The organism is Alcanivorax jadensis T9 (assembly GCF_000756655.1).
Classification (GTDB): Bacteria; Pseudomonadota; Gammaproteobacteria; order Pseudomonadales; family Alcanivoracaceae; genus Alcanivorax; species Alcanivorax jadensis.
Genome location: NZ_ARXU01000013.1, coordinates 26,178 through 46,888, shown reverse-complemented (window position 1 = coordinate 46,888; position 20,711 = coordinate 26,178). Strand labels below are relative to the sequence as shown.

The following is a 20,711-nucleotide window of genomic DNA, read 5'->3' as shown; positions in this document are numbered from 1 at the left end:
GACCGCCCATTCCAACCTGAAAATTCAAGCGCGCTATTATCACTGATAACCCGCCGGGACGCGAGACGACTGAAAGCAGAGAGAGTGCAATCGCGCAAAGGTTTTCTACTGGCACCGCGTGAGGCGCGTCGCCAGCGGCAATTCTGCCGGTTTGGCTGGAAAGATAGCCCCCTCACCCTTAAAATACGCGCCTTCACCAATCCGGAGCCCCCCATGACCGATCAGAAACGGCCGCTGACTTACCGTGACGCCGGTGTCGATATCGACGCTGGCAACGAGCTGGTAAAACGTATCGCCCCCGTGGCCAAACGCACCCGCCGTCCCGAGGTGCTGGGCGGTCTGGGCGGTTTTGGCGCCCTCTGCGAGCTGCCCAGCCGCTACAAGAACCCGGTTCTGGTAGCCGGTACCGACGGGGTTGGCACCAAGCTGCGCCTGGCCATTGATACCGGTCGCCACGACAAGGTAGGCATCGATCTGGTGGCCATGTGTGTCAACGACCTGATCGTGGGTGGCGCCGAGCCCCTGTTCTTTCTCGACTATTACGCCACCGGCAAACTGGATGTGGACACCGCCACCAGCGTTGTCACTGGCATCGGTGAAGGCTGCGAAATGGCCGGTTGTGCCCTGATCGGTGGTGAAACCGCAGAAATGCCGGGAATGTACGAGGGCGAGGATTACGATCTGGCCGGCTTCTGTGTCGGCGTGGTGGAAAAAGATGGCGTGCTGGATGGCAGCAAGCTCCAGGCCGGCGACAAACTCATCGGCCTCGCGTCCTCCGGCCCCCACTCCAACGGCTATTCGCTGATTCGCCGCATCATGGCCCAGTCCGATATCAACATCGAGCTGGAAGGCCAGCCCCTGATGGAGCATCTGCTGGCACCCACCCGCATCTATGTCAAACCCCTGCTGAAACTTATCGAGCAGGTGCCCGTGCATGCCCTGGCACACATCACCGGCGGCGGCCTGCCGGAAAACCTGCCCCGGGTGATGCCGGACAACACCCGTGCAGTTATCGACACCCGTAGCTGGGAATTCCCCGCCGTATTCAAGTGGTTGCAGCAAGAAGGCCAGGTCCCGGCTTTCGAGATGTACCGCACCTTTAACTGTGGTGTCGGCATGGTCATCGCCGTCCCGGCGGATCAGGTGGATGCCACCCTGGCATTGATGGAAGCCGAAGGCGAAGTCGCCTTCCTGATGGGTGAAATCCAGGCCGGCGAAGGGGAACCGGGAGTGGTGCTGGAAGGCCTGGCAGAGTGACGCACCGCCTTGCTGTTCTGATCAGCGGCTCAGGTACCAATCTGCAGGCCATCATGGCGGCCATTGATAGTGGCCGCCTGGATGCACAAATCGCAGTGGTACTGTCCAACCGTGCCGATGCCGGTGGCCTGAGCCGTGCCCAGCATGCCGGCATTGCCACCGAAGTACTGGATCATCGCCAGTACGACAGCCGGGAAGCATTCGACCAGGCAATGATCACCACCCTGGACCGTTACCAGCCCGGCACGGTGGTCCTGGCCGGTTTCATGCGCATTCTCTCTGCGCTGTTTGTCCGCCACTATGCCGGCCAGCTGATCAACATCCATCCCTCTCTATTGCCCAAGTACCGAGGGCTCCATACCCATGCCCGCGCTCTGGAAGCCGGCGATCAACAGCATGGCTGCTCCATCCATTTCGTCACCGAAGAACTGGATGGCGGCCCGCTGATCGCCCAGGCCCCGCTGGACGTCCTTGCGAACGATACCGTTGATTCCTTGTCCAAACGCGTACAACAACGCGAACACCTGCTTTATCCTCTGGTGTTGCAATGGCGTGCTGAACAGCGCCTGGAACTGAATCAAAACGGAGTCATGCTGGATGCCAAACCTCTCCCCGAACAGGGGTTTCAACTGGTCTAGCAGTCTGTTGCTGACATTGGCCCTGGTGGCTCCGGCCAGCCATGCTGCGTCACCGGTTGCGCCTTTTTCTCTGGATTACAGTCTGAAGAGTGAAGGCATTCCTTTCACCGTTACGGCCACACGTACCCTGAAACCCATGCAGGACGGCCTGTGGAAAATGGAAGTGCAGGCCAAAAACTGGCTGGGCGAAATCCGCGAAACCACCCTGTTCGACTGGCAACAATGTATTCCCGAAAGCACGTTCTATGGCTACTACCGTCGTGGCCTGGGGCGGGTCAAGGAAGCCAAACTACATCTGGACCGGGAGGCCGGGGTCGCCGCCAGTGAACGCACGGATAAACCCACGCGCAACTACCCGATCACAGATCAAGCCACGGACGAACTCTCCGTCTCTCTGGCCCTGCAATGCTCTCTTCAGGCAGGCCAGCGTGACATCAAACTGCAGGTTGCCGATGAGCGCTCCATGGAAGCACACCGCTACCGTGTAGTCGGCGAGGAACATCTGAATATTGACGGCAAGCAGGTAGAGACAGTAAAAGTACAGCGCCAGCGCGGCACCAACAGCAAACGGCAGACCTACATGTGGTTTGCACCGCAGCATGATTATCTGCTCGTCCAACTGCTGCAGGAAAACAGTGATGGCGACCACGTGATGAAGCTGCAATCTATCGAGGGAGACTAACGGTGCGACGGATTATTCTTGCCTTACTGGTAGCCGCCAGCAGCGTAGCCGGTGCCGAACCACTGGCTCCTTTTGCGGCCGAATTCCGCATTTATGTGAACAAGCTGCCCACCCCGGTCAAGGCCGACCTGGTACTGGAACCGGCTGAAGGCAAAGACTATTACCGCATGCTGTTGAAGGCCAAATCCTTTCTGCTTACCAACACCGAAGAGAGTTATTTCCACTGGCGCGACTGTCAGCCCCGCACCAACCAGTATGTCCATGAATTCAAGGGCTTCGGCCAACACCGCTACCACCATATGGATTTCCAGTGGAACCCACCCATGGTCCACAACGAATCCGAGGACGATCAGGAAAGCCTGGAAATTCCGGAAAACACCCTGGACGAGCTAACCATTCTGCTGCGCGGGCGTTGTGTGTTTGCTACCGGTGACAAGGCCTACAAAGTCACCAGTGTCTACGGTGACAAGCTGCGCACCCATCATTTCGAGATCATCGACCGGGAAGTGATCGATACGCCCATGGGCGAAATCGACACCCTGCTGGTGGAAAAAAAGCGCGAAGGGGACAGCAAGGAGAAACGTCGCACCCTGTTCTGGGTGGCGCCAAGCCTGGACTACATGGTGGTCAAGGCCAGGCACATTGAAAGCACCCTGCTCAAGGCAGAATTGATCATGATTGATTACGACGGCCCGGATCTGCCGCCGTCGTCCTAGCAGCCCGCCCCCCCCTCTGTAGGAGCGTCGCTGGCGGCGCGATAGTCCAACGCCTGAAAAGATGGATTTACCACAGAGGGCACAGATATCACTGAAGGAAAGAAAGGGTTTGCTCTGTGTGCTCTGTGCTCTCTGTGGTGAATTTTTTTTGACCGACCCTGCTATCGACACGCCTACGACAAGGTTAGAAGCTGGCTTCAGGCCCGTGGCAGGGTGACACCGCGCTGGCCCTGGTATTTCCCGCCCCGATCCATATAAGACGTTTCACACACCTCATCGGACTCGAAGAACAACATCTGCGCCACACCTTCGTGGGCATAAATTTTTGCCGGCAGCGTAGTGGTGTTGGAAAACTCCAGGGTCACATGGCCCTCCCACTCCGGCTCCAGCGGCGTCACATTGACGATAATGCCGCAGCGGGCGTAGGTGGACTTGCCCAGACAGATGGTCAGCACATTACGGGGAATGCGGAAGTATTCCACAGTTCGTGCGAGCGCAAAGGAATTAGGCGGAATAATGCAGTAGTCGCCTTTGATGTCCACGAAGCTGCGCTCATCGAAAGCCTTCGGGTCTACCGTAGCGGAATGAATATTGGTGAACACCTTGAATTCATCCGCACAGCGCACATCGTACCCGTAGCTGGACACACCATAGGAAATCATTTTTTCGCCATTTTCATCCGCGCGGATCTGTCCGCTCTGAAAGGGCTCTATCATGCCCTTCTCGGCGGCCATGCGGGTAATCCAGCGATCCGATTTAATCGTCATTGTTGCGCCTCAAAATTCCGGGGTGGTTGGCGTTCAAGCAGATAATGGTATAGACGCCGAACGCCGGGCGCCAGATGTGGGGCGCCGCTAATTCGGCCCCGACATGTGGCGTTTGTTCAATGCTGCGTCACCTTGGGAAACGCCCGCTTGCCGCCTTCCGTCAGTGACAGTCTCGCTGCCAGCCGACGGGCAGCCTGGCGGTACAGGCCTGCCTCCTCGCTGTCCGGGCAGGCCGCCACCATCGGTTCACCGCTGTCTGCCTGTTCGCGGATACGCAAGGACAGCGGCAGGGCCGCCAGCACTTCGGTGTGATACTCACTGGCCATCTTTTCTCCACCGCCCTGGCCAAACACATGCTCATGATGGCCACACTGGCTGCAGATATGCACCGCCATGTTCTCAACGATGCCCAGCACGCGGATATCCACCTTGCGGAACATCTCCACGCCCTTGATGGCGTCCAGCAGGGCAATGTCCTGGGGCGTGGTAATCACCACCGCGCCGGCCACCGGAATTTTCTGGGCCAGAGTCAACTGGATATCACCGGTACCTGGCGGCAAATCCACCAGCAGATAATCCAGATGATGCCAACGGGTCTGCTCCATCATTTGCACCAGAGCACCACTGGCTTTCGGGCCACGCCAGACCACCGGGGTCTGCTTGGTGGTCAGATAGCCCATGGACATGGTCTGCAAACCATAGGCATCCACCGGCACAAAGTACTTACCTTCGAGTACCTCCGGGCGGGTACCGTCTGGCAACCCCAGCATCAGCGGCTGACTAGGGCCGAATACGTCCGCATCAAGCAGCCCCACCCGGGCGCCTTCCGCCTGTAAGGCCAATGCCAGATTCACTGCCGTGGTGGACTTGCCAACGCCCCCCTTGCCAGAAGCGATGGCAATCACATTGGCCACCTGGTCCATGGCCGGCAAGCTGCTCTGAGCGCGATGCGGAATAATCTTCGCCGTCAGATCCAGGGCCAGCTCACGCCCTCCCAGCACCTCGCTCACATGCTCCCGGATCTGGGTCATTAGGTGCTCACGGATACCGTCAATCGGAAAACCAAGAACGATTCGGGCGTGGACGGTGCTGTCATCCACAGTCAGTGATTCAATGGCATCCACGGACGTCAGGCTGACACCCAGATCGTCGGGAATAAAACCGCCCAGTTGCTGTCGAATGCGTTGCTCGGCTGAACTCATAATGGCCTCCGTTTCGAGAGGTGCGATGATAGGGGCTAAGCCGTTAACAACCAAGCCACCTTCGCGGAAGTTATTCGTTGCACAAACGCGAACCATGGGGTGGTTATCCCGCTGTAAATGCGCAAAATAGAGTGCCGATTGCACGGCAGTACAAGGAGAGTCCATGAAACGCATCACCGCCGCATCCCTAATCGCCCTGGGAGCATTGAGCCTGACAGCCTGCAACGATGCCCCCCATCTTATCAATCACGGACCTGACAGCATCACCGTGTCCGGCAGTGGCGACATCTCAGCGCAACCGGATATTTTCCGCGTGGTAGCGACTGCCAGCGAACAGGGCGACGACATTACCGCCATGAAATCCCGCGTCGACGACACCGTAGCCGATATGCTCGACCTGGCGGACGACCTGGATATTGAGGAAAAACAGGTGCGCGCCAGCGATCTGCGCGTTCAGCCGCAATGGCAATACCAGCCGGAGCGTAAACTGATCGGCCATCAGGTAAGCCGTGACGTCACCTTCCGGGCCAATGGCCTGGACACCTATACCCAGCTGCTCGACGGCCTGGCCAAGCAAGGTTTGCGGGATATTCGCCCGGCCGGCACCGAAGTCAGCAACGCCGACGAGCTGGCCAATCAGGCTCTGGAGAAAGCGGTGGCAGATGCCCGCCAGCGGGCCAGCATCATCGCCGAGGCCGCTGACCGGGAGCTTGGCAAGGCTATCCAGATCCAGGCCCAGGATTTCCAGCCCCCGCAACCGGTAATGATGATGGCACGGAGCGAGAAAAGCGGTAACGCCGACAGCTACCGGCCCGGCGAAACCGATATCACCGCCCGGGTCCAGATCACCTTCGAACTGGACTAGGGCCTGCTCCCACTAATTCCGAGGCCCCTGTTGCGGCCCAAAATGCGCCAATCTAGGCGCGAGGAGAGATGTTTGGTGTCTCCAAATGAACGACGAGCAACAACGAGTGGCGCATTTTGGGCCTCAACCCGAAGGGCTGGGCCCTTTTTCCGTCCAGCAGCCCCAACCGTTACTTATGTAGAACAACTACACCGCGCACCGGTTGGAACGACTGGACAAAAAAATGACTCCAGCAGGGGCCACGGAATTAGTGGGAGCAGGCCCTAATGGATCGCCTCGGTCAGATCTGCAGCGCCGCGCTGCAGCAGTATCTTGCCCACGGTGAAGCCCGGGGGCTGGATATCGCTGCGGCGCTGGATACCGCAGCGCTGGATGCGGAACGGGTCCGCCAGCCGGACGCTCGCATTCCCGGTGTCAGCTTCCAGACGCTGCTGCACACTCTGATTGATCACTCCCGCGACCCGCTCTTCGGCCTGCACACCTCCGAGTTTGTCCAGCCGGGCTCCTATAATGTGATGGGTTACATCGCCATGAGTGCCGGCACTCTCCAGGAAGCCCTGTCCAAGGTCAGCCTCTATGAAAAGCTGGTGGGCGATATGGGCACCACCGACACCCGCATTGACGACAACCAGGCCGCCATTCGCTGGGACTGTCGCTACAGACAACAACCCGCTCGCCAACACCTGATAGACAATGTGCTGGGCTCCTGGATCCGCTACGCCCGCTGGCTGACCGGCAATGACCAACTGGCCCCCGCCGAAGTCTGGCTGGAACATCCCCGACCCAGCCCCGCACAGGTGGAGGAATACCAGCGGGTGTTCCTCTGCGAGGTGCGGTTCGCGCAACCCTGCTCTGCCCTGATCGGTCCGCCGGACCTGCTGGAACAACCGATTCGCCAGCCGGACCCGCTATTGCTGTCGACCCTGGAAGCCCACGCCATTCAACAGCTTCACCAGCTGGGCGTGGAAACCAGCCTGGCCCAGCGGGTAAAACAGTGCATTCAGGATGCCATTGGCCATTCCCTGCCGCGCAAGGAAACCATCGCCGAACGGCTGGGTATGAACGTGCGCACCCTGCACCGTCGGCTCGCCGATGAAGGCCACAGCTGGCAGAAACTGCTGGACCAGGTGCGACTGCATCAGGCCCGGCAATTACTCTGCCAGAGCCCGGCCCCCCAGGCAGAAATCGCCGAAGCCCTGGGCTACTCGGATATTCGGTCATTTCAACGCAGCTTCAAGCGACATACGGGGATGACCCCTGGCCAGTTTCGCACCCAACAAAAGCCGGATTTGTAGGAAATCACTTACACGCTTTGTCGGCTTTCTCTTATGCGCATTTACTTATAGCCCCGTTCAGTGTCTACCTCACCGCCGCTGGTCGTTATCGCTTTGCCCATACCGCCAGCGGTTGACTACAACAGTTCCCAAGGGATCACGAAGTTCCCTCAAACCACCGGCTATGCCGGTTTCGGGAACCGTTACAGGGACGCACCATGAACCGAAAAATTTCCGTCAGCGGCCTCACCCATGACTCAGCCAGCGCCTTTGTCTCCATGATGGGCATCATCAATGGCCGCTGCAGTGTCATCTGGGAGAATGCCGACCCGGGTCAGGCCGACGTACTGCTGGTGACCGCCAAAGATAGCCCTCGCGCCACCTCCAGCAAGAGTGACAAACCCTGCATCCTGGTTTATCCCAGCTCCCAGGACCGGCCCGACGCTCCCTTTACCCTGTCCCATCCATTCCGGGCCATGAATATGATCCGGGTATTGGAAGATGTGGCACGGGCGCTGCCCGGCTAACTGCCCCACCCCATCAGCTTGCGCTGATCGCCTGTTAGGCAATTCTGCCCATATAAACGCGGCCTTTTCTTTTCGGCCGCGTTCTTTTTGTCCTACAAAGCCTTAATTCTCCCCATGGGTCATGGCTATACTGACATCAGCTAATGACAACAATGAGCGGAGACCTGCATGAAAGGCACTCTCAAACAACTGGATCGGGCCATCGAGCACGCTGAAACCTACGAAGAGTGGTACGAAGCCAGCCGCGAACACGACCGTCTTTCCGGTGCGGACGAATGGAAAGAAATTGATCGCTCCCCCCATTATGACTACGAGCTGATCCGCAATCGCCTGTGGCAGATTCGCCAGGCCCGTGAACGCAATGACGTCAACAAGCTGGTGTTTCACCTGCACGAAGGCCTGCATGGCAATCTGGGCAACATTTCCAACCCGCGCCTCTATCAACAAACTCGCGTGGGCACCAAACGCCTGATCGAGAATTATCTCGAAGAAGTCACCATCGCCCTGAACTACCTGTGCGACACCAATTTCAAGGAGTTCGGGCTCAAGGAGAAACTGGATTTCTTCGAAACCACCGGCCAGGCCTTCGGCCAGAGCTGTCTGATGCTCTCCGGTGGCGCCGCTCTGGGTCTGTTTCATATCGGTGTGGCCCGCTGCCTGTGGGAACAGGGGTTGCTACCTTCGGTGATCTCCGGCTCCAGTGCCGGCAGCATCATTGCCTCCGTTGTGGGCACCCACAACGATGAAGAACTGAAACTCAAGCTGGAACCGGAAAACATCTACCTGGAAGCCTTCAAGGTGCTGGGCTGGAAGGGCATCATCCGTGGCACCCCGGTGCTGGATGGCGACCACCTGGAAGCCTGCCTGGAAGAAAACATCCTCGACATGACCTTCGAGGAGGCCTACCGGCACACCGGCCGCGAAATCAACATTACCGTCAGCCCTTACGACCGTAATCAGCATGCCCGTCTGCTCAACTGGCGCACCTCGCCCAATGTGCTGATCCGCAAGGCATCACTGGCTTCCTGCGCGATTCCCGGCATCTATCCACCGGTTTCCCTGTGGGCCAAGAATATTGATGGCGAGCGGGTGCCCTACATTCCTGGTCGCAAGTTCGTGGATGGCTCCATCGTCGACGACCTGCCGATCCGCCGCCTGTCCCGACTCTATGGCGTCAACCATTCCATCGTCAGCCAGACCAACCCCCATGTGGTGCCATTCCTGTCGCGTAACGAAAATACCGACAGCTCAATGAGCACCCTGGCGGACTGGGGGCTGAAAAATGTCTCCATGAATCTGCGCTACGCCCTGCAACTGATTCAGCGCAGGGTGGAATCGAACGACGTGGGGCTGATGTTCGACAAGGCCAAGAGCATGGTCACCCAGAAGTATATCGGCGATATCAACATGATCCCGCCACGCCAGCCCATGAATGCCTTCAAAGTGCTTAATAACCCCACCTTGCAGGATGTTCGCAACTACATCCGCAAAGGGGAAAAGGCGACCTGGCCCAAGCTCGGCATGGTGGCCAACACCACCGCCATCAGCCGCACCTTCCGCGACTGTCGCGCCCGCCTGGACCGTATCGAGGAACGCATGCTCGAACAGGTACCGATGACCGCCGTCTGAGCCCTACCCTCTGCCCCGTGGCTCATCGAGCCCGGGGCAGATCGGCCCAGCGGGTGGTATAGGCCGGCGATAAATGGGCTCGGCGCATGGCCCAAACACACCGTTCATTCTGGTTCATTCCCCGACCCGCCAGCCATACCTTGCCCTTGCCGCTGCTGTTGATGGTATCCATCACCTGCATTAACGCGTTCCCTTTCTCCGCGTTTTCGTCTTCCCGAAACAGGGTGACCTGCTCACGCCCCGCCGGGCCCAGGTCCGTCAGCATGACGCCCGCCTTGCCATAGCGATAACCGGCCTGCCAGAGGGCCGTTACCATCTCCACCGCATGGTGCACCATCACCCGGGTATCTACCGTGGCTGGCGACAGACTTGTTCGGCCAGAATCGGGGAATAACTGCTGCGGCTTGCCCATCGGCGCTGTGCGGAGATAAACGCTGATGGCACCGGCACTGAGCCCTTCTGCCCGCATGCTTTCCGCCGCCCGGGCGGTGAAATCACTGACCGCCTGCCGCACCGCTGCCAGCGATGCCACCGGCTCACCGAAAGAGCGGGAATGGATAATCTGCTGACGGGGTTCCTGCCGGGCTTCCAGGGGCAGACAACTCTCGCCGTTCAACTCCCGTACTACCCGCTCCTGAACCACCGAGAACCGCTTGCGGATCAGACGATAGTCGGCACGGGCCAGATCCAGAGCCGTCTCGATCTCCATATTATTCAAACGCTGCCCGAGGCGCCGACCGATACCCCAGACCGCCGAGACCGGTGTACGTGCCAGCAGGCGCTCACGCCACCGCGGATCTGTCAGCACCAGCACGCCCCCAGTCTGCGGGTACGTCTTGGCGGCATGGTTGGCCAGCTTGGCCAGGGTCTTGGTGGGTGCCACTCCCACACACACCGGCACACCCACCCACTTGCCTACCCGTTCGCGGAGGGCCAACCCCAGCGGCTGAAGCTCCTCAGGTTGCATCAGGGACAGATCCAGAAAGGCCTCATCAATGGAGTACACCTCCACCGCCGGCACCAGGGTAGCCAGTGACGCCATCACCCGCCGGGAGAGATCCCCGTAGAGCACATAGTTGGAGGAGAACACCGCGACCCGGTGCTTACGAATCAGATCCCGAGCCTCGAACAATGGCATGCCGGTTCTCACCCCCAGCGCCTTGGCCTCGGCAGAACCAGCCACGATGCAGCCGTCATTATTGGATAGCACCACCACCGGCCGCCCTGCCAGATCCGGCCGGAAAACGCGCTCACAGGAGGCATAGAAACTGTTGCAATCGACCAGGGCAAACATGGCACTCACCGCCGGGGCCGGGCCACCGGCCGGTGTGCATGAAGGGAAAATGTCACCACACCAAACAACTCCCACTCCTGATCCGCCAGCGGTATCGCTGCATAGCGGGGGTTACGTGGCATCAGCATGGGCTGTGGCCGCAGCCGCAACTCCTTCACGGTGAACTCCCCATTCAGCGACGCCACCACCACATCACCGTGAGATGGCTCCAGGGAGCGGTCCACCACCAGAATATCGTCCGGGAAAATCCCCGCTTCCCGCATGGAGTCCCCCTCTACCCGAAGCAGAAAGGTGGCCTCCTGCTGGCCAATGCATAGCTGGTTCAGATCCAGCGGCGCCTCCATATAGCCCTGGGCCGGGGACGGAAAACCGGCAGCAACACGTTCGGAGAAAAAAGGCAGCGCAGTCATGGGACACCACAGGAAAGATAACGATGGGGCCATGCTATCAAATACTGTCTTTATGTACAGCTAAATGACATTTCCACACCATCGATACCGGCACTGACAGAACACACAGCAAGGTAACAAAACGCAAAGAAAGGTATATCCAAACGCCGCCATGGCTGCCTTAGGGTTGGACTAACAATGCCGTCATCAGGGTGTAGTCATGATGCTTGAAGGTAACCCGGGCTGGATGTCCGACTTTCTGGAAGAAATGGGGCTGCCGGCCAGCGCCGCGTTTCAGGGATATGTGCTCTATCATCGGGAAAGTGACAGCTTTGTCGCCGATGCACCCGACCCGTCCTTTCCCCATTATGTGAAGCCTTGTGCCTGGGCTCACCGCTACCCTTACATCATGCTGGCACGGGACGCTGCCATGGACATGGAGGATGGCATGCAGGTGCAGGTGCTGTTCCGGCTGGGCGGACAGTTTCTTGCCTACCCGATCTGAAAACGCCGGATCCGGAAAAACAAAAAGCCACCCGATGGGTGGCTTTTTTTGATATGGAGCGGGTGAAGAGAATCGAACTCTCGTATGCAGCTTGGGAAGCTGCCGTTCTACCATTGAACTACACCCGCTTGAACAACCGGCAATATAGTCAAAAGGATGCGCCTTGGCCAGCGCTGATGTGAGCAGATACGCCATCATGACGGGTTTGAGGTTACACTGCGGGACAGATCAGAATGACAAAGAGGAGCGTGGCCATGCCAATGGCATTTGTGAGTGGGGCCCGGGGGTTTCTCGGTGGACACATCGTCGACCAGCTGCTGGAAAAAGGCTGGGACGTCACTGCGGTTATACGGCCACGCAGTGATGCCGCGGCGCTTCAGGCCAAAGGCGTTCAGGTCGTACAGGCTCCGCTGGATAATGCCACCGAACTGGCACTGGTGATGCCGGCAGCGCCGGATGCCGTCTTTCACGTGGCCGGCAATACCAGCCTGTGGCGGCGTGGCAACGCGCAACAGTACAAAGATAACGTACTGGGCACCCGGGCCATGGTCAGCGCGGCACTGAAAAACGTGGCGGGCCGATTTGTCCATACCTCCTCAATCTCCGCCTGGGGCATTCAGGACACCCCCATCAACGAACAGACGCCCTCCAATGCAGCTAACGACTGGATCGGCTACAACCGCAGCAAGTACCTCGCCGAGCAGGAAATAGAGAACGGTATCCGGCAGGGTCTGGACGCGGTGATCCTCAATCCCTGCGGCATTATCGGCGCCGGTGACACCCATAACTGGTCGCAGATGATCAAATTGATCCAGGACGGCAAGCTGCCAGGGGTGCCACCGGGCGGGGGCAACTTCTGTGCCGTTGAAGAGGTGGCCAAAGCACACCTGGCGGCGTTGGAAAGCGGCCAATGCGGCGAGCGCTATATCCTGGCCGGGGTGGAAGCCAGCTTTCTGGAACTGGTACAGACCATTGCCGGACAGCTCGGTAAAAAAGCCCCGTCGCGAACCGTGCCCCCGGCGGTATTGAAACTGGCCGGACAGCTATACCCCATCGGCAGCCTGTTTACCGGTAATGAGCCTCGGCTGACACCGGAAAAAGTGGCGCTGGTCACCAGCCGGGTACATGCCGACGGCAGTAAAGCCGTCCAGGAATTAGGCTTTAACGATCAGGTGCCACTGGCCACCATGATCGCAAACTGTATTCGCTGGATGGAGCAGGAAAAACGCCTCTAGAAACGAAGCGTAGCGGTGTGGGCAGTTCGCCATGCATGCCAGCATGGCTGCTACAGAAAACCGTTACCGGAAAAAGACATCAGGGCAGCAATGCCCTTTTCCTGATTTAAACCACTGCCCGGTATACCCGAAAACGCGTGGTTTCCCCTGCCACCTGCACATGGGAAAAGGCATCGTCCAGCCACTGGGCATAAGGCAGCTCGCGGTTCGCCACCAACCACATTACCCCTTCCTTGTTCAGATAGGCTGGCGCCTCGGCGATCAATCGTCGGGTGATATCGGTGGTACGCTGGCGCCGGTCGTGGAACGGCGGGTTGGTTACGATCATGTCCACCCGACCGGCCAGTGGGGAAAACAGATCGCCGCCAGTCACGCGGCCCTGCAAGCTGTTGCGAGCCAGGCTCGCAGTTGTCGCAGCGACCGCACAGGCACTCACGTCCACCGCCTGCACCTTCCACCCCTGGCTGGCCAGGCTGGCACTGATCACACCAGCACCGCAGCCCATGTCGATCATGCTTCCCCGTCTGGGCAAGCGGTGTTCTGCCATCAGATCCAGCAACAACCGGGTGCCCTCATCCAGACGGCCATGGCTGAATACGCCCGGGTAGCTGACGATTTCCAGCTCACCCACCGGAATCACCTCTCCCCAGGCCGCCAGGGTCTGCGTTTCTCCCGGCTGTAGCTGCCCGCTATACAGCTTGCAATGGCGGGCACTATCCACCAGTACCGCATCATCCACATGTGCCTGCAGATATTTCAGTGCCCCGCGGATGCCGCCCTTCGCCGGCCCGATCAGCCACAACTCCACCGGCTGACTGATTTCGCCAGCCAGCCAGTTGAGCAAAAACCGCAAGCGGTCGATGGATTTGGGCAGAGGCAACACCAGCAGGTCCACCTCGGGTGGCACCGTCGGTGCCGGCGCCCATTGCTGGGCGCCCACGGTGAAATCATCCGCATGCAACTGCAGCTGGGCATCCACATCCAGGCTTTTCAACGCCGGGTCGTTGGCATCGATCACCAGCACCTGACGGCCCGACAGAGCGCCAGCCTGGCGCAGTAGCAATTGTGTCGTGTTTTCCATAGCAGCAAGCCCGAACCGGCGGAGTAAAGTGCGCCGCAGTATAGAGCAGCAGGCGTTTTCATGTCAGGCATAACGCACTCTCAGACTTTTGTACCAGCCTGCAAGTTTTACACATTCCGCACGCCAAAGAGTCTGCCGCACCGGTAGAATTGGAACGTTGACCCGACGATGTGGAGGCTCAAATGGTTAGCGCTGCACCCTGCATTCGCGCTGTAACCTATTTTCGCGCTGTGGCACTGTTTAGCTGTTGCCTGTTTTCTTCGTTGGTAGCCGCCGCTACGGATAGCGGCGTCTTCCGCCAGGCACTGGACGCAGCACGCAATGATGACTGGAATACTCTGACCCGACTGGAAAAACAGCTGGGCGATGATCACCCCCTGCAAGCCTATCTGGATTTTCATCGGCTGCGCGCGGCCCTGCCCGACCTGGCACCGGAAAAGATAAACGACTACGCCCGGCGTTACCCCGATTCCCCGCTGCCAAACGACATTCGCCAGCTGGCCAACGTGGCTTATGGCAAGGTGGAAAAATGGGACGCCCTGCTGGCCGTCAACAGCAACGAGCCTTCAGCCACCGCGCGTCAGTGTTATTACTACCAGGCCAAATTGGCCAACGGTGACGATAGTGCCCTGCAAGCCGCTGCCGACATCTGGGCCAGCGGCCAGTCACGCCCAAATCAGTGTGATCCCCTGTTTGATCAGGCCCAGGCAGGCGGCGTCATTGATGATGCGGCAATCTGGGAAAGACAGCTGCTGGCCTTCAAGGCCAACAGCCATGGCCTGGTTCGTTACCTGGCCAGAAAACTCGAGGATACGGATTACGACACCGCCAGTGACTGGCTGGAAACCCTTTATCGACATCCCGACAAGGTGGACAACCTGCCCACCAACATCAAACCGGAACAGCGTCAGCAACTGCTGGCCGCCGCTATACATCGCTGGGCCTACAAGGACACCGTTAAGGCACGGCAATGGTTCGATGACCACAGTCGCCGTCAAGGCCTTCGCGATGACGCCATGCGGGAAGACGCCGGCCGGCGCATCGCCTGGTATTCCACCATTCGAGGTATTGAAGAAAACCGCCAATGGCTGGACAACTGGCTGACGGTCAACCCGGATGCGGAGCTGCTGGACCAACGTGCCCGCCGCACCATCATCGAACAGGACTGGGACAGCGCGGAACTGTGGATTACCCGTTTACCTGATAGCGAACAGCAGGATTCGCGCTGGCTCTACTGGCGCGCCCGGGCACTGGAAGAACTGAACCAGCCTGACCAGGCCCGTGCCCTCTACCGGCAAGCCTCCAGACACAGAAACTTCTTTGCCTTTATGGCCGCCGACCGCCTGGGCGAGCCCTACCATTTCTCCAATGCCCAGGTGCAACCGTCCGCGGATTTCACTCCCCCTCAGGCTATCGCCCGTGTACGCCTGCTGCGCGAGCTGAACGAGGATTACGCGGCCCGTCAGGAATGGCTGTGGCTGATGTGGCACAACGATGATGCCAACGTCCGCCAGCTTGCCCAGCATGCGCTGGAGCAACACTGGTACGATCTGGCGGTACAGGCATCTATCCAGGCCAAGGCCTGGGATGTTCTCGCCTGGCGTTTCCCGCCTGCCTATCAGCGCGAGTTTGAACAGCAAGCGCAAAGGCATGATCTGGACCCCTGGTTGGCCATGGCCGTGGCTCGGCGGGAAAGTGCCTTCAATCCCCAGGCCCGTTCACCTGTCGGCGCCATGGGGCTGATGCAACTGATGCCGGGCACCGCCCGTAAGGTTGCCAAAGATGCCAACCTGGGCCGCCCCACCACCAACACCCTGCAAAACGCGGACTTGAATATCAAGCTCGGCAGCCGCTATCTGGCGGAGCTGCTGGACGAGTTCAAAGGCAACCGAGTACTGGCTCTGGCGGCCTATAACGCCGGTCCGCATCGGGTGAACAACTGGTTGAGGGAAGAGGACGAGGCGGTGCCCGCCGATGTCTGGATTGAATCCATTCCCTTCCGGGAAACCCGGGATTATGTCCAGGCCGTGCTCACCTATCGGGCCCTGTTTGTTGGGCTACACGACAACCAGGCACGCACCTCACAACTGCTCACCGAAAAGGAAAGCCAGGATCTGTATTCGGTATCGATGCTGGATTGATAACAGGAAAATCGATTAACCACAGAGGGCACAGAGTTCACTGAGAAAAGCGTGCTTGTACGCGAACGGTTCGGCTGCAAGCAGCCTCCTACAGAAAGAAAGACCATGACCGCAGGCCGCGTAGTGACAAGTGTTCCTCAGTGAACTCTCTGTCCTCTGTGGTGAAAGATTGCCTTTGCTCGGCAGCCACTCTCAATCCAGCTGGCGGATGTGGTAATCCAGCCGGGCGCGAGCATCGCGGGTGCTGAGGGACTTGGTGGCTTCTACCCTTCTGCGCAGATGAATACTGCGGGCCGGTTCCCGGGTAAAAGCGATAATCGCATTGTGGCAGTCACTGCATGACAGCCGGAAACGGCTGGCATAGCCAGCCATGGCTTCATCCGTGGCAGCGGGACTTTCCCGGTATTCCTTCCAGTCACCAAAGTTCATCACCAGGGTACCGCTGGCCGACAGATTGTCCGCCAGGCATTGCAGCCACGCCTTGTCCGCCGGCACCGCCCGGCTGACTTGCTGATTGCTGGGCGCAAACAGGTCTTCGATGATCAGGTCGAACGGTTCCCCCTGATACGCCTGCAGCCATGCCTGGGCATCGCCCTCATAGGTCTCCACGCCGAAAGCGTCCATGCCAAACACTTCACGGGCCACCTGCAAGTGGGCAGCGTCCAGCTCCACGGCAACCAGCGTTTCAGGATTCAGTAACTGGCGAATGGGCGGGATCAACGACCCGCCCCCCAGGCCCAGCACCAGCACCCGTCGGAACCGGGAGGGCTCGTGCAGCAGGGCCGGCAACCAGAGCAGATCCCAGACACTGCCGGTGAGCAGGCGTTTGGGGTGAAACTCGGAGTGTTGTACGCCATTGGCATAAAGCCGCAGGGTTCGACCGGCACGGCGCACTTCGTAATGCACCCCCTGCAGCTCGGTTTTCCAGATTAGCGCCACACTTATTTTTCCAGGGTCAGAGTCAGGCCAGCTACTTTGCCATCGACATTGGTTTCGTTCAGGAAAATCCGGCTCTGTTCAATACCCAGTGTCTGCACCAGCATCGCCTTGGCATTTTCCCCTCGCAGGCGTGCCAGTTCTGTGAGCTGAGCCCGGTCCAGGGCCTTGGTATCGGTTGCCAGCATGGTCTCCCAGGCGGCTTTGGCCAGTACCGTTTCAGGTTGCTCTTCATCCTCGGGAAGCGCGTTGCCTACCAGACTTTCCACATCCCGATCGGTGCTGGATTCATAGCGACGAATCAATTTTCGGCGCCATTTCTTTTCCTGCAAGGCATCATCAATACCCTGCCAGTCCTCGTCTGCCACCTCGCGGCCGATGGCCTGCGCAGCCAGGGCGGTGCGATCCTCAGCGTTGGTGGTACCGATCAGCCCCACACGCAATTCCGGGCGCTCATTGAGCACCTTGGCCAGCGCCTCCAGGGAAGAAGCCGTGTCCTGACCAGTTGCTGCCAGCCCCGGCTCAAAAGCAATACTCTCCAGGTTCTTGCCGCCCGCCAGCGCCGACAGCACAGAGAACGGTGCCGTCGCCGCCTTCACCACAACGTTGCTCAACACCTTGAGCACCATGCCTCCAACGCTAAAGCTCGGATCATTCAGATCCCCGTCCATGGCGACCGGCAGGGTGATCTTCCCCGAACGGTTACGCAGCACCGACAACCCCAGTTTCACAGGCGCGTTCACCGCCGTATCACTGGACACTTTTTCTCCCAGGTAGAATTCATCGGCAAGAATATTCGTGTTGCTGCTAAGCCGGTTGTTGTCGATGGACACGCCCGAGTTCACGCCGAGTTGGCCCTTCTCCACCTTGTAACCCAGATATTGCCCCGTATAGGGGGTCAGGCCAGTCATTTCGTAATTCTTCAGGGAAATGTTCAAGTCAGTGAACAGAGGCTCCGCCGTCAGCGCGCCCTTGATGCTGAACGGCGCATAACGATCCACCTGGGCGTTCAGATCCATGGTGGCCTTTCTGCCCGGGCGGGTATCCAGATTGCGCAGGTTCCCTGAAAGCTCATAAAGGCCAATGCGGAAATCAGGACTGAGCGACAAGTCCTCGTGGCGGATCTGGCTGCCAACCAGACGTACTCGATCCACCGTCACCTGCCAGGATTTACCCTGCTCACCCTGGCTCGTATCACTGCCGCTACCGCTGGCATCACCGGAAGCCATGCCCGCCTGAATCCGTGTGGCCACATCCCGGCCCTGGGCATCCACCCGATTGGCCATATCCATGCCGGTAAGGCCGATTTCCCCAATACGTACCGTCTGCCCGGCAGAGGCCAACGACAGATCCGTCACGCTGCCCTGGTTGATCTTGAGCAGGGATTCGCCGTTCTCCAGCAAACTGAAGTTTTCCAGGGACGCATTGGCGCTGACGGTGACCGCCGTGTTCTCACCTTTCACACTGGCGCGGGTATCCACAGACAAAACCCCGTCGGCCAGAACCAGCGGCGCCTCGCGTTCCAGCCAGGGCGAAAAGGGAACCAACGGCAATCCTTGCAAGGCCGCCTGGGCATCAACACTGAAGGGGGTCAGATTGCCTTCCCCGGAATGCTTCAGTGTGCCGCTTTGCTGGATCTTGCTGCTACCTTCCCAGGTGAAGGTAGCAGGCTCACCGATAATAAGGTTTTTCAAGGTCAGTTGACCGTCCGAAAGGGTCAAGGCCTGAGCAGGTTGCAGAGTACGGTCAGTAAAGCGCAGTCCACTGCCGTCCACTTGCAGGGTGTCCAGCCGCACGATCCAGTCAGCCTTGCCTTCCTGCACCTTCTGGGCCGCCTGCTCGGCTTTTTCCTTTACTTCCTCCACCCGCTCTTCAGCGGCTTCCCGGTCCGACGGCAAAAATAGCGTCGCCAGGTCGATGCCCTGTTCATTCAGCACCACGCCTAGCTCAGGATTAGTGACGGTCACTTTGGGAACGTTGACCTTCTGTGCCAGGGAATCCAGCTCCACCCCTTCAACACTGACTTGCGGCAGCGACACGCTGGGGGAGTCTTCACCTGGCTTGAGCAGCTGAAGCTGTCGTAATACCATCTGGCCATCACTGAGCACTACCTTCGGTTGCGGCTCCGCAGCAAAATGATAGGCGGTTTCCACATCCAGTTCGCCGGACGGCACGGTAAAGCGGACTTCATTCTTGAGCAGCCGCGCCAGGGGCACCAGGTCGACCTTTTCCACACTCAAGTGTCCCCGCGCGATGAAGGGAGTGAATTCAAAGCGACCCTGCCAATCCAGTGCGCCACCGTCCGGCCCCTCCAGACGAATCGCGTAGTCATTGCTGTTTTCACCTTTGCCCTTGGTAGAAAAATTGCTCACCGTGAAAGCCAGTGGCAGCACCAGCTTTTCCGGCTCGTCGCCGGAGGCCTCGGTAAAACGCAGATCGCCGGCGGCAAGGCTGAGGCTGGCAATGGAAATGGCCGGCAAGCCAGGCTCCTCCTGCTCCGGCTCCGGAGCTTCCTCTTCCGGAGCCTGGGCAAGCTGCTCCTGGATATGGGTCAACACATCATCAAAGCTGAAGGTGTTACCGGGATTGCGTTGGGCACGCACCGTCAATGCATCGAGCATGACTTCATCAAAATGCCAGCTCCAGCGGAACAGGGAAGACAACTGGAAATTCACATACAGCTGGTTGAAGCCTAGCAATACCTCTGTCTGGTCATCCTGGATGGAGAAACCATTCACCGTGGCGCTCAGCACCAGAGGATTGATCTTCACCTCATCAATGGTGACTTGCCGACCAGTCAGATCCGCCAGTGCCTTGCTGGCATTATCCCGGACCAGTCCCGGCGCCAGGAAAAAGCCAAACAAGGCGTAAAGCAGATAAAGGCTAGCCAGAATAATCAGGGTTTTCACTTTCCAGCTACTGCTTTTCCAGGCCTGTAACACCTTCACATCTGTCTCCCTATCAAGACGCTCCGATTTTGACGCCATGGTAGCAGTTGCGCGCCCCGCTGGCGCTCCAAACCCATTGCGCCGCCATGGTGGCTATGGAAAATGGGCGCATCTTGCACAGGAGTCCTGCCATGAGCGACAACTACCTTCTGAACATGTACGAAAAAGCCCTGAAGCTGCCCGCCGGCCGCAAGCTGTTTTCCATGGTGTTCAGCCGCAAAGCCCCCTACTTTGCCACTATTACCCCGATCATCAGCGAACTTCGCCCCAACTTTTGTGAGGTAAAGTTCAAGAAACGTAAAGGTGTGGAAAACCACATCCAGACAGTGCACGTGATCGCCATCTGCAACGCACTGGAATGTGCCATGGGCGCCATGGCGGAATCCTCTGTGCCCAAGCACCTGCGCTGGATTCCCAAAGGCATGGATGTGAACTATACCGCCAAGGCCACCAGCGATATTACTGCCACCGCCGAAGCCAATCCGGAAGACTGGAAACCCGGCAACCTTCCCGTCACCGTCAAAGCCATGCGCGACGATGGCACCGTGGTAGTGGAAGGCACCATCAATCTGTGGATCAGTGAGAAACCCGCTAAAAGCAGTTAACAGTGAATAGTTAACGGTTC

19 protein-coding genes and 1 tRNA gene are annotated in these 20,711 nt (G+C 58.9%); 12 read left to right on the top strand and 8 right to left on the bottom strand.

What is annotated here, in order from left to right:
- The first annotated feature begins 213 nt into the window (after positions 1–213).
- From purM to T9A_RS13920, 4 genes are read left to right on the top strand one after another with little or no spacing between them, the layout of a single operon-like run.
- A complete protein-coding gene (purM, locus tag T9A_RS13935) occupies positions 214–1,257 on the top strand; it encodes a phosphoribosylformylglycinamidine cyclo-ligase (RefSeq protein ID WP_035249585.1) in 1,044 nt (347 codons plus the stop codon).
- Entirely contained in the window at positions 1,254–1,895 is a 642-nt protein-coding gene (purN, locus tag T9A_RS13930) for a phosphoribosylglycinamide formyltransferase (protein ID WP_035249583.1), read from the top strand. Before purM ends, purN begins: the two co-directional genes overlap by 4 nt.
- 7 nt (positions 1,896–1,902) lie before the next feature.
- Positions 1,903–2,577 carry a DUF3108 domain-containing protein gene (locus T9A_RS13925; RefSeq protein ID WP_232222123.1) on the top strand — a complete coding sequence of 225 codons (675 nt, stop codon included), beginning with the start codon at positions 1,903–1,905 and terminating at the stop codon, positions 2,575–2,577.
- Positions 2,578–2,579: 2 nt separating this feature from the next.
- Complete coding sequence (locus tag T9A_RS13920; RefSeq protein ID WP_035249580.1) at positions 2,580–3,293, top strand: DUF3108 domain-containing protein; 714 nt, start codon at positions 2,580–2,582, stop codon at positions 3,291–3,293.
- Between the two features lie 197 nt (positions 3,294–3,490).
- On the opposite strand, the gene dcd is transcribed toward T9A_RS13920, so the two are convergent.
- Together dcd and apbC are read right to left on the bottom strand one after the other, a co-directional pair.
- Positions 3,491–4,060: a dCTP deaminase gene (gene dcd / locus T9A_RS13915; RefSeq protein ID WP_035249579.1), complete on the bottom strand. Its 570-nt coding sequence runs from the start codon at positions 4,058–4,060 to the stop codon at positions 3,491–3,493.
- 116 nt (positions 4,061–4,176) lie between these two features.
- Positions 4,177–5,262 (bottom strand): iron-sulfur cluster carrier protein ApbC, encoded by a 1,086-nt coding sequence (gene apbC, locus T9A_RS13910; protein ID WP_035249577.1) that lies wholly within the window; start codon positions 5,260–5,262, stop codon positions 4,177–4,179.
- Between the two features lie 163 nt (positions 5,263–5,425).
- Between apbC and T9A_RS13905 the strand changes: the two genes are divergently transcribed.
- The 4 genes from T9A_RS13905 to T9A_RS13890 all read left to right on the top strand — a co-directional run bounded on the left by T9A_RS13905 (position 5,426) and on the right by T9A_RS13890 (position 9,557).
- Positions 5,426–6,127 carry an SIMPL domain-containing protein gene (locus T9A_RS13905; RefSeq protein ID WP_035249575.1) on the top strand — a complete coding sequence of 234 codons (702 nt, stop codon included), beginning with the start codon at positions 5,426–5,428 and terminating at the stop codon, positions 6,125–6,127.
- A gap of 266 nt (positions 6,128–6,393) precedes the next feature.
- On the top strand, positions 6,394–7,422 hold the full coding sequence (locus T9A_RS13900; protein ID WP_035249573.1) for an AraC family transcriptional regulator: 1,029 nt from the start codon (positions 6,394–6,396) through the stop codon (positions 7,420–7,422).
- A gap of 197 nt (positions 7,423–7,619) precedes the next feature.
- On the top strand, positions 7,620–7,928 hold the full coding sequence (locus T9A_RS13895; protein ID WP_035249572.1) for a hypothetical protein: 309 nt from the start codon (positions 7,620–7,622) through the stop codon (positions 7,926–7,928).
- Positions 7,929–8,096: 168 nt separating this feature from the next.
- Positions 8,097–9,557 (top strand): DUF3336 domain-containing protein, encoded by a 1,461-nt coding sequence (locus T9A_RS13890; RefSeq protein ID WP_035249570.1) that lies wholly within the window; start codon positions 8,097–8,099, stop codon positions 9,555–9,557.
- Positions 9,558–9,579: 22 nt separating this feature from the next.
- Here the strand turns inward: T9A_RS13890 and umuC are convergent, their stop codons facing one another.
- Positions 9,580–10,851: a translesion error-prone DNA polymerase V subunit UmuC gene (umuC, locus tag T9A_RS13885; protein ID WP_035249568.1), complete on the bottom strand. Its 1,272-nt coding sequence runs from the start codon at positions 10,849–10,851 to the stop codon at positions 9,580–9,582.
- A gap of 5 nt (positions 10,852–10,856) precedes the next feature.
- On the bottom strand, positions 10,857–11,261 hold the full coding sequence (locus T9A_RS13880; RefSeq protein ID WP_084573515.1) for a LexA family protein: 405 nt from the start codon (positions 11,259–11,261) through the stop codon (positions 10,857–10,859).
- Between the two features lie 199 nt (positions 11,262–11,460).
- On the opposite strand from T9A_RS13880, the gene T9A_RS13875 reads away from it, so the two are divergent.
- Positions 11,461–11,745 carry a hypothetical protein gene (locus T9A_RS13875; RefSeq protein WP_035249563.1) on the top strand — a complete coding sequence of 95 codons (285 nt, stop codon included), beginning with the start codon at positions 11,461–11,463 and terminating at the stop codon, positions 11,743–11,745.
- A 54-nt stretch (positions 11,746–11,799) separates the two neighbouring features.
- On the opposite strand, the gene T9A_RS13870 is transcribed toward T9A_RS13875, so the two are convergent.
- Positions 11,800–11,873, bottom strand: a tRNA-Gly gene (locus T9A_RS13870).
- A gap of 126 nt (positions 11,874–11,999) precedes the next feature.
- On the opposite strand from T9A_RS13870, the gene T9A_RS13865 reads away from it, so the two are divergent.
- Positions 12,000–12,980 (top strand): SDR family oxidoreductase, encoded by a 981-nt coding sequence (locus tag T9A_RS13865; protein WP_035249561.1) that lies wholly within the window; start codon positions 12,000–12,002, stop codon positions 12,978–12,980.
- Between the two features lie 106 nt (positions 12,981–13,086).
- Here T9A_RS13865 and T9A_RS13860 read toward each other — a convergent pair whose 3' ends face one another.
- Positions 13,087–14,061 (bottom strand): methyltransferase, encoded by a 975-nt coding sequence (locus T9A_RS13860; RefSeq protein WP_035249558.1) that lies wholly within the window; start codon positions 14,059–14,061, stop codon positions 13,087–13,089.
- Positions 14,062–14,243: 182 nt separating this feature from the next.
- Here T9A_RS13860 and T9A_RS13855 point away from each other — a divergent pair, with 182 nt between their 5' ends.
- A complete protein-coding gene (locus tag T9A_RS13855; protein WP_052043039.1) occupies positions 14,244–16,202 on the top strand; it encodes a transglycosylase SLT domain-containing protein in 1,959 nt (652 codons plus the stop codon).
- A gap of 192 nt (positions 16,203–16,394) precedes the next feature.
- On the opposite strand, the gene T9A_RS13850 is transcribed toward T9A_RS13855, so the two are convergent.
- The gene (locus tag T9A_RS13850) at positions 16,395–17,141 is read right to left on the bottom strand and encodes a spermine/spermidine synthase domain-containing protein (RefSeq protein ID WP_035249555.1); all 747 of its coding nucleotides are present in this window, start codon (positions 17,139–17,141) and stop codon (positions 16,395–16,397) included.
- Positions 17,142–17,143: 2 nt separating this feature from the next.
- Positions 17,144–20,086: a DUF748 domain-containing protein gene (locus tag T9A_RS13845; protein ID WP_035249552.1), complete on the bottom strand. Its 2,943-nt coding sequence runs from the start codon at positions 20,084–20,086 to the stop codon at positions 17,144–17,146.
- A 131-nt stretch (positions 20,087–20,217) separates the two neighbouring features.
- On the opposite strand from T9A_RS13845, the gene T9A_RS13840 reads away from it, so the two are divergent.
- Complete coding sequence (locus tag T9A_RS13840) at positions 20,218–20,691, top strand: hotdog fold domain-containing protein (protein WP_035249548.1); 474 nt, start codon at positions 20,218–20,220, stop codon at positions 20,689–20,691.
- Positions 20,692–20,711 lie beyond the last annotated feature (20 nt).